This window comes from Terriglobales bacterium, from assembly GCA_035764005.1.
Classification (GTDB): Bacteria; Acidobacteriota; Terriglobia; order Terriglobales; family Acidobacteriaceae; genus Gp1-AA112.
Map to the genome: position 1 here is coordinate 1 of DASTZZ010000104.1, position 7,988 is coordinate 7,988.

At 56.7% G+C, this 7,988-nt stretch carries 9 protein-coding genes; 3 read left to right on the forward strand and 6 right to left on the reverse strand.

From position 1 onward, the window contains the following. The coding region (locus VFU50_16875) for an alpha-amylase family protein (protein ID HEU5234537.1) at window positions 1-2,115 on the forward strand (2,115 nt) is incomplete at its 5' end. Between the two features lie 216 nt (window positions 2,116-2,331). On the opposite strand, the gene VFU50_16880 is transcribed toward VFU50_16875, so the two are convergent. From VFU50_16880 to VFU50_16905, 6 genes are all read right to left on the reverse strand, one after another. After that, window positions 2,332-2,898 carry an acyloxyacyl hydrolase gene (locus VFU50_16880; GenBank protein HEU5234538.1) on the reverse strand — a complete coding sequence of 189 codons (567 nt, stop codon included), beginning with the start codon at window positions 2,896-2,898 and terminating at the stop codon, window positions 2,332-2,334. A 71-nt stretch (window positions 2,899-2,969) separates the two neighbouring features. Continuing rightward, window positions 2,970-3,743, reverse strand: coding sequence for a LytTR family DNA-binding domain-containing protein (locus tag VFU50_16885; GenBank protein ID HEU5234539.1), 774 nt, complete (start codon window positions 3,741-3,743; stop codon window positions 2,970-2,972). Between the two features lie 226 nt (window positions 3,744-3,969). Continuing rightward, window positions 3,970-4,506: a zinc ribbon domain-containing protein gene (locus tag VFU50_16890; protein HEU5234540.1), complete on the reverse strand. Its 537-nt coding sequence runs from the start codon at window positions 4,504-4,506 to the stop codon at window positions 3,970-3,972. Between the two features lie 18 nt (window positions 4,507-4,524). Then, window positions 4,525-5,025, reverse strand: a complete 501-nt coding sequence (locus tag VFU50_16895; protein HEU5234541.1) for a hypothetical protein — start codon at window positions 5,023-5,025, stop codon at window positions 4,525-4,527. Next, entirely contained in the window at window positions 5,022-5,618 is a 597-nt protein-coding gene (locus VFU50_16900) for an RNA polymerase sigma factor (protein ID HEU5234542.1), read from the reverse strand. The genes VFU50_16895 and VFU50_16900 overlap by 4 nt, the downstream gene beginning before the upstream one ends. Window positions 5,619-5,759: 141 nt before the next feature. After that, on the reverse strand, window positions 5,760-6,941 hold the full coding sequence (locus VFU50_16905) for a thiolase family protein (GenBank protein ID HEU5234543.1): 1,182 nt from the start codon (window positions 6,939-6,941) through the stop codon (window positions 5,760-5,762). Between the two features lie 315 nt (window positions 6,942-7,256). Here VFU50_16905 and VFU50_16910 point away from each other — a divergent pair, with 315 nt between their 5' ends. Together VFU50_16910 and VFU50_16915 are read left to right on the forward strand one after the other, a co-directional pair. After that, entirely contained in the window at window positions 7,257-7,631 is a 375-nt protein-coding gene (locus VFU50_16910) for a response regulator (GenBank protein ID HEU5234544.1), read from the forward strand. A gap of 161 nt (window positions 7,632-7,792) precedes the next feature. Beyond that, window positions 7,793-7,988: insulinase family protein (locus tag VFU50_16915; protein HEU5234545.1), on the forward strand; the 196-nt coding region annotated here is incomplete at its 3' end.

Here is a 7,988-nt window from a genome sequence, read left to right on the forward strand (position 1 = left end):
CTTTCGCCGATCATCCGCTTCGACGCGGCGATGACGCTTGCCAAGCAGCATTATCAACGGCTGTGGTACCCCGTTCCGGGAACCGGAGGCGCGATTCCTTCGCGCGCTGAACACGGCCTCACCAAGCCGGAATTCGATGCCGCATTCCCGCAGGAGTTCTGGCGCGAAGTCGTGGATCGCTGCGCCGCCGAAGCTCCGGGAACACTGCTGCTTGCAGAAGCCTTCTGGCTGCTTGAAGGTTATTTCGTGCGCACACTGGGAATGCATCGCGTGTACAACAGCGCGTTCATGAACATGCTGCGCGACGAGGAGAACGCGAACTATCGCAACGTCATCAAGAACACGATCGAATTCGATCCCGAGATTCTCAAGCGTTACGTCAATTTCATGAATAATCCCGACGAGCGCACTTCTGTCGACCAATTCGGGAAAGGCGATAAATACTTCGGCGTCTGCACGCTGATGGCAACGTTGCCCGGCCTTCCGATGTTTGGGCACGGCCAGGTGGAAGGATTTACCGAACGTTACGGCATGGAGTATCGGCGGGCATACCACGACGAATCGCCGGATCCGTGGATGGTATCGCGTCACGAGCAGCAGATCGCTCCTCTGCTTCATCGGCGGGCTCTGTTTGCCGACGTTCGCAACTTCCTTCTATACGACTTCTACACCGATTTCGGATCGGTGAACGAGAACGTGTTTGCGTATTCGAACAGTTTGGGCGACGAGCGCGCGCTGGTGATCTTCAACAACAAGTACGCGGATGCGCACGGCTGGATTCGCGTGTCGAGTGCTTTCGCCGAAAAGCACGCTGGAGGACGTACGCTGCGGCAGAGGACTCTGGCCGATGCGTTTGCCCTATCCGGTGACGACGCGCAATTCCTCGCTGCGCGTGACACCATGACTGGGGACGAGCATCTCTACAGCGGACGCGAGCTTGCCGAAAAAGGCATGCGCGTGGAACTCGGGGCATATCAGTGTCGCGTCTTGCTCGATTGGAAGCATTTGCGCGATGACGCCAATCATCCGTGGCGCGAGCTTTACCACCAGCTTGGGGGTCGAGGCGTCCGCAGCCTCTCCGATGCCATGCGCGAATTGCAGCTCAGGCCAGTGCATGTGGCGTTTTCGGCAGTTCTGGAACGTCAGTTTGTCGACGCCGCATTTCCTCCATCTTCGACTCAGCGAACGACCGGTGACGGGGCGGAACGGCAGAAGCCAATGAAGCAAAGCTCCGGTGCAGAGCGAACGCCGGCTCTTCCGAACGACGAATCCATCGCAGCCTTGAGTTCCCGTTTCGAGAACGTCCTCCATGCCGCTATGAGATTGTCGTCGGCGGAGTCGGCCGAAATGCTGGGTGTCCCGCAGAGTTCAGAATGGCGCGGCAGCTTCGAGCAGGCGCGAAAGTCATTTACGAAGAGATTGACTGCTGCAGCTCGAGTTCCTCAACTCGAGAACCAGTTTGCGATTCCGTGGACGACCTCTGCCTGCGAGGTTCTTCCCAGCCGCTTCAACAAACACGGCAGCGCTCAATGGGCAACTGTAGTCGCCTGGGCAGCCGCAGAATCTCTAGGCAAACTTCTTAACCCCGCCGATCCCGGAAAGGCTGCAACCAGGTTGCTGGATGCACTGAAGCTCCGCCAGCCTATGGCGGACGCGTTTTCCCAATTCGGTCTTGAGGGCGAGGAGCGGTGGCGCGCCGCAGCTCGCGTTCGCGTTCTGCTGGCAAATGAGGCTTGGCTCCCGGGCGCCGAACGTTCTGCCCGATTGCCGTACAGTTGGCTGCACGATCCTGATGTCGCATGGCTGGTCAATGTTCACGAGCACGAAGGCGTTCGCTACTTTAACAAGGAAAATTACGAGTGCCTGTTGTGGTGGATGGCCCTCCCCGCGCTGGTGAGAATCGCGGAATCACCAACGACCGAAGTCAAAGCGGTCGGGGAGTTGGAGTTGCAGCTCAGGTCCCGAATCAATGCTGCCGAACAGGCAGAATATCAGGTGATGTCGCTCTTCGAAGTTGGCGAGGAGCCTGGAGCGGCGACGTCTGGCGAAGGCCAACCCGCTCCGTCAGAGGCGCTGCAGGAAGACGAAGAAGAGGCGGCTCACAAACCGAGATAATCCCAAATTGGAACTAAGCAATCCCTGCTAATTCCCTGATGTTTTCTGCCTTTTCTCGCGAATGAGCCCTAAGTCGCTGCCTGACCGGAGTTTACGGACCGTTCCGCTCAGTTCCCTGATAATTCGCTGCCCCGAGGAGAATTTCTCGTTTTTCGGGCAAAAAAAATGACGATCCCGATGAATTTCTTGGAGCTGTCCCTGTATTTGTCCCTGTTCCTAGAAAACCCTCCGGCCGAAGCGGCCAATGGAGAGCTTCACCTGCAATGTATTGATTCCTGGATTTGGGACCGAGAGTCCGGCGTTGGAAATGTGAATGTACTTCAAAGCAACGCCCAGGTATCGGTGTGACCCGGAGCGCATGGGAATGTGCAGACCAATCCCGGCCTGCGGAGTGAAGTTAACACCGTTTGTGCCATCGGGAACATCGTGGGTGGTGAAGAGGACACCGCCTCCAAGTTCAAGATACGGGATCGTGCGATGGAATGAGGTGAAGTTGTACTTCAAATTGAATGGCGTGAAACTTATGCCGTACGCATTCTGTTGCTGGACGATGTAGTAAACCGGGATGAAGTCAACGGAGTATTCCAGATTCCCTTTTGGCGCCTGGAACAAGACTCGCCCGAGTCGGAACCCCGCTTGAAACACTCCGGTATTGCCGCGTCCGCCAGAGACGCTGTGTCCGCCGGCGATGAAGAATTCTCCTTCGTTTGTGCCATCAGGAAGTTTGTCGCCTTGTGCGCTCATTGTCCCTACAGTTGCAATCGCAAAGAGAAAAATGGTCATGACGCTCGCGAATCTGGGGACAAAACTTAGAGAGGAAACAGAAGGTCTTGCGAGCTTCGTCACGCGGAAGTTCACAGTCCGAACAGCTCGCGCAGGCGCTTGGTTTGCGCGCGGCTTACGGGAAGTTCGGTGTGCTTGCGGTCGTCCATCCGCAGTTGATAGGAGCTCTTGAACCAGGGAAGCACTTCCTTGATGCGGTTGATGTTGACCACGTGCGACCGGTGCGCGCGCCAGAAGAGATTGGGATCGAGACTCTCTTGCAGTTCTTCCAGCGTTCGGCAATTGGAATGGCCTTCCATCGTGGAAGTTGCGACCGTGATGATGCCTTCCTCGATGGTCGCGAAGCATACATCCTTCTGATCGATGAGAATCAAACGTCCAGCGGAACGCAGCAGTAGTTTTTGTTGCTGTGGTTTTTGCTGCTGTTCGAGGAGGTTGATCAGGGACTCCAGGCGTTCACTCGGACTGGGAGCCGTAGTGAGCTTCTGCCGCGCTTTGTCTACCGACTGCGCTACGCGCTTCTTATCGAAGGGCTTGAGCAAGTAGTCAATCGCGTTGACCTCAAATGCGCGCACAGCGTACTGATCGAACGCGGTCGCGAAAACAATCTGCGGCAACGGAACTTTCTTATCCACCAATTTCTTGATGACCTGGAAGCCGTCAAGACCGGGCATCTGGACATCCATGAATACCAATTCGGGATTGTGCTCGCGAATGAGCTGGATCGCCTCGACTCCGTTGCTTCCCTGAGCTACAACGTCGACATCTCCAACGCTCTTCAGCAAGTAACTAAGCTCCTCGCGCGCGAGTTGCTCGTCGTCGACGATGATGGTCGAAATGGGCATTGAGAGTTCAACCAAAGTATAGCGGAGGGAAAGAGGGAAAGGCGTTTCAGGGGAATCGTTTCAGGAAATTCGTTTCAGGGGAAAGGCGTTTCAACAGAAGCGCTTCAACAGGAACGCGTGTAAAACGACACCCCCTTTTTGCCTTAGGGCTTTGCAACGCCTCTATTGAAAAGCCTTTCGCTGAAACGAACTTCCTGAAACGCTTTTCTTTGAAACGGTTTTGTCGCTACCTCCGGAGCTGTCCTTGAACGGCGGCCGACACGGCCAGGCTCTCGCCGCAATTCCCGCAGAAGCTATCGGTGATACGCACTGCGCGCTGGCATTGCGGACATGTGGGAGCGAGTTGGAAGCGGCACTGCGGGCAGAAGTTCATACCTGGCACAATGTTTGCCGAGCATTGTGGGCACGATGAAAGCAGCGGCTGGCGCAGAAGAAAATACAGAACTAGTCCGATCGCGCCGGGCATGAAGATGACGAGTGGCGTCCAGAGTGCCAGGCTCATGCCCCGTCGCCTGGCGTCGCGGGTGACGTAGCCGACCATGATTGTGTACACGCCAATCACAGTTCCCCAAGCTACGCTCCAGAAAATCAGGAACGGACGCGGCGGCAGATTGTGCTGATGTTGCACCAGATAGAGATGCACCGCGGCCTGCACCGCCGCGAACAATGCAACTGCGAGCGCAACCGACCACATTGGAACGAGACGCAATTCATCACTGATCTGCGGCTTGCGTTCGTCCAATGCTGGAAAATCTATTCTCATATGGGCCAATTTTGGAAACTATGCCGTCACGCGATTTAGTAGCGCGCCGCGATCACGAGCCAGCATCGGACGCAGCCACAGGGCGACCGCGGCGCCGGTCAAAGCCGGAGTAAACCATGCCACAAGAAACGCCATTTGCCAAAGCAGGTCAGGGATGTGCAGCCAGTGTCCGGTCAAGTCAAAAGACTGCCAAAGATATGGCGTGCTGCACGCCATCCATACCGAAGCAAAGGCAGAAGAAACCCAGATCGGACGCATGCGCCGCTTGCGAGCCTCTTCTCGAAGGCACAAATCGCGCACGCGACGGCGGGTGCTCTGGACCATGTCGTTGGTCGCGCTGATCGAGACTGACTTCAGAGCCGCAACCGCCACTCTGGTCTGCTGAAGGCGATCGTTACACACCGAGCACGCAGCCAGATGATTTTCCAGCCACTGCTGCTCGTCTTCACCAATAGAATGAGCCAGCATCATGCAGCAAAGCTCGAACGCCCGCTCATGATCGTTGCGATAGCGGCTCATTGCTGCGCCTCCGAGAACACGGGTTTCAACGCGGCGAGTCCGCGATACAGACGGGATTTCACGGTTGATAGCGGCGCGTGCGTGACAGTCGCGATCTCCTCCAGCGAGAGCTCTTCGTGAAATCGCAGCACGAGGACTTCGCGGTGAAGGGAGTCCAGTTGCGCGAGTGCAGCTTGCACGCTCTCGCGATTCTCGCGCGACGTGATCGCGTCGAACGGCGACGGAGCGTTCGATGGGACATCAAACGTGTACTCGCCTCCGTATTGTTCTTGAAGAGCTTCGAGGCTGGCGGTCGTCTTCTTTCGCGACCAATCGATGACGAGGTGACGTGCAATGGCGAAGAGCCAGGTGTCGAATTTCGCTTTACCGTTGTATTGCCGGCCGCGTTCCATCACGCGTATCCAGGTTTCCTGGAAGATGTCTTCAGCGAGTTCGCGGTTGCCGGTGAGAAAGACGAGGTAACGAAGCAGCCGGTGCTGGTACCGCTCGATCAGGCGGTCGAGCAGCGCCGGGTCGCGTCGCCGCAGACCACGGGCGATCTCGACGTTCTCTCTGAGAGTCCACTCCACCGGTCTTATTGCTTCTATAAACATTCGACTCTAGATACGAAGCATTGGAAGCAAAAGTCGCATCGATTCGGCGGGATGTAAGTGGATGATTCGGCAGCAGTTTACGTTTCTTTACAGCTGGAAGCGATTTTCACCACGGAGGCACAGAGGACACGGAGGAACAGTTCAGGCGACATTTTCAAGGGCCAAGGCCATTCCCATCCCGCCACTAACGCATAGCGTCGCGATTCCCAGCCGGGCTTTTCGCTTTAACATCTCGTGAATGAGAGTCACTGTAATTCGCGTTCCCGTGCAACCGATTGGATGGCCGAGCGCAATCGCCCCGCCGTTGACGTTGAGCTTGTCGCGGTCAAACTGAATCTGACGATCACAGGCGAGCACCTGCGCGGCGAAGGCTTCGTTTAGCTCGATGAGGTCGGCGTCCGATGTTTTGATTCCGTGTCTGGCGTCGAGCTTCTGCAGAGCTGGAACGGGACCGATTCCCATTCGCTCGGGACTGACGCCAGCGCTCGTGGCCGCGAGAATCTTTGCGAGTGGCTTCAACTTGCGATCAGTCACAAACGAACCGCTTGCCAGAAACACTGCTGCGGCGCCATCGGTGATTCCTGATGCATTGCCGGCCGTGATCGTTCCATCGGACGAGAAGACAGGTTTCAGCCTCGACATCTTCTCCAACGACACTTGCGGAATCGGATGTTCGTCACGGGCAAACACCTGCGTGCCCTTCTTGCTCTCGATTGTGACAGGGACGATCTCCGCGTCGAAGCGACCCGAGTGAATGGCGCGCTCGGCGCGTTGTTGCGAGCAGAGCGCGTACTGGTCCTGCTCTTCGCGCGAGATATGAAATTCACGTGCGAGCACCTCGGCGGTTTCGCCCATCACCATCTTGGCCATCGGGCAAAAGAAACCGTCACGATACATGCCATCGACCAACTCCTGATTTCCCAGGCGGTATCCCCAGCGCGCGCCGTCGAGGTAATAAGGAAGACGCGACATCGATTCCGTGCCGCCGGCCAGTACGCAATCCATATTGCCGTTCACCATCTCCTGAAACGCGAGCGCGATGGATTTCAGTCCTGAAGCGCACGCCTGATTGACTGTGTACGCCGGCACCGTTTCGGGAACACCGGCGCGAATGGAAACCTGCCGAGCAACATTGGGACCGCCGCCCGCCTGACGGGCATTCCCAATGATTGTCTCTTCCACCTCAGCGCCGTCGACTCCTGCCCGCTCAAGCGCCGCACGAGCCGCAACCGTGCCCATGTCGGCAGCGCTCATCTGCGCGAGCGAGCCGCCGAATTTGCCGATCGGCGTGCGCACAGCGGAAAGTATGAATACTTCCTGCAAAACAGACTCCTGATCCAGTTGTGGCGATTCGAAACACGTGTGCTGCTCAAGCACGACGCGCTATGCCCGGGTCTTCGCCGCCGCTGCTAAAGCAGCTTTTCCATCGTACCAGTCAGTGCTGGTAATTAATGCAGAGCTCGGCGGACGTCCCGAGCTTGCATCCTTCACAGCTGGGCTTGACCTGACTTCCATCCGCTCTGCTCATCGAATTTGCCTTGGTGTAGGAGTAATTGGTTGCCTGCTGCAGCCGAGTACGAACGTACATTGTCCCAATGTAATCACTCAAAACTCCCTCTCGCGTGCCTCTAACTATGTATGGCTGAAACCCTCCTCTATGTTGACGACAACCTGCAGAGGTTGGAGGTAATGAATGCCCGCCTTCGACTGCTTGGGTATAAGGTGCTCACCGCCAGTAACGGCGTGGACGCTCTCAAGCTGTTTACCGAAAACTACATTGACCTTGCTGTTGTCGACTACTACATGCCGGGCATGAGCGGTGACCTCGTCGCGCTGGAAATGAAAACGATCCGACCTGCCGTACCGGTCATCATCTTCTCGGGCGTGTTTACCCTCGCCGAAATGGTGATTGCATACGTCGACGGCTTCGTTTCTACATCAGACGATCCCGATGCGCTTATCAGAAAGATTGCCGAAGTGCTGAAGCCGCGACGTTCGGCGCGAGCGGGATAAAACCAAGAGCGAACACGGAGGTCACCAAGGCAGAACGCGAGGTCGCGGAGGACTCTTCGTGAACTCCGCAGTTGCCTCTGTGTCCTTCGTGTTCGCTCCTCCCGTCGTTTGACACTCCTTAGAACCAGCATTTAACTTCGCAGAGTTCGGAAGGAGTCACGATGTCCCGAGCTGCTCGCCTTCTTCTCTCGCTAGAACTCGTGCTGTTCTCGACTGCGTTGTTCGCGCAGGATCTTGCTTCATTCGAAAAAAAGACAAGCGTCAAGACGTTGTCCAATGGTCTGACGATCGTGGTCTGCGAACGTCACGAGGCGCCGGTCTTTTCGTTTTACACGCTGGTCGATGCCGGCGCCGCGC

Excerpts from the sequence above, each read along its gene's own strand:
- VFU50_16890 (HEU5234540.1), bottom strand. The coding sequence starts at position 4,506 with ATGAGAATAGATTTTCCAGCATTGGACGAACGCAAGCCGCAGATCAGT.
- VFU50_16885 (HEU5234539.1), bottom strand. The coding sequence starts at position 3,743 with ATGCCCATTTCGACCATCATCGTCGACGACGAGCAACTCGCGCGCGAG.
- VFU50_16910 (HEU5234544.1), top strand. The coding sequence starts at position 7,257 with ATGGCTGAAACCCTCCTCTATGTTGACGACAACCTGCAGAGGTTGGAG.
- VFU50_16880 (HEU5234538.1), bottom strand. The coding sequence starts at position 2,898 with ATGACCATTTTTCTCTTTGCGATTGCAACTGTAGGGACAATGAGCGCA.
- VFU50_16900 (HEU5234542.1), bottom strand. The coding sequence starts at position 5,618 with ATGTTTATAGAAGCAATAAGACCGGTGGAGTGGACTCTCAGAGAGAAC.
- VFU50_16895 (HEU5234541.1), bottom strand. The coding sequence starts at position 5,025 with ATGAGCCGCTATCGCAACGATCATGAGCGGGCGTTCGAGCTTTGCTGC.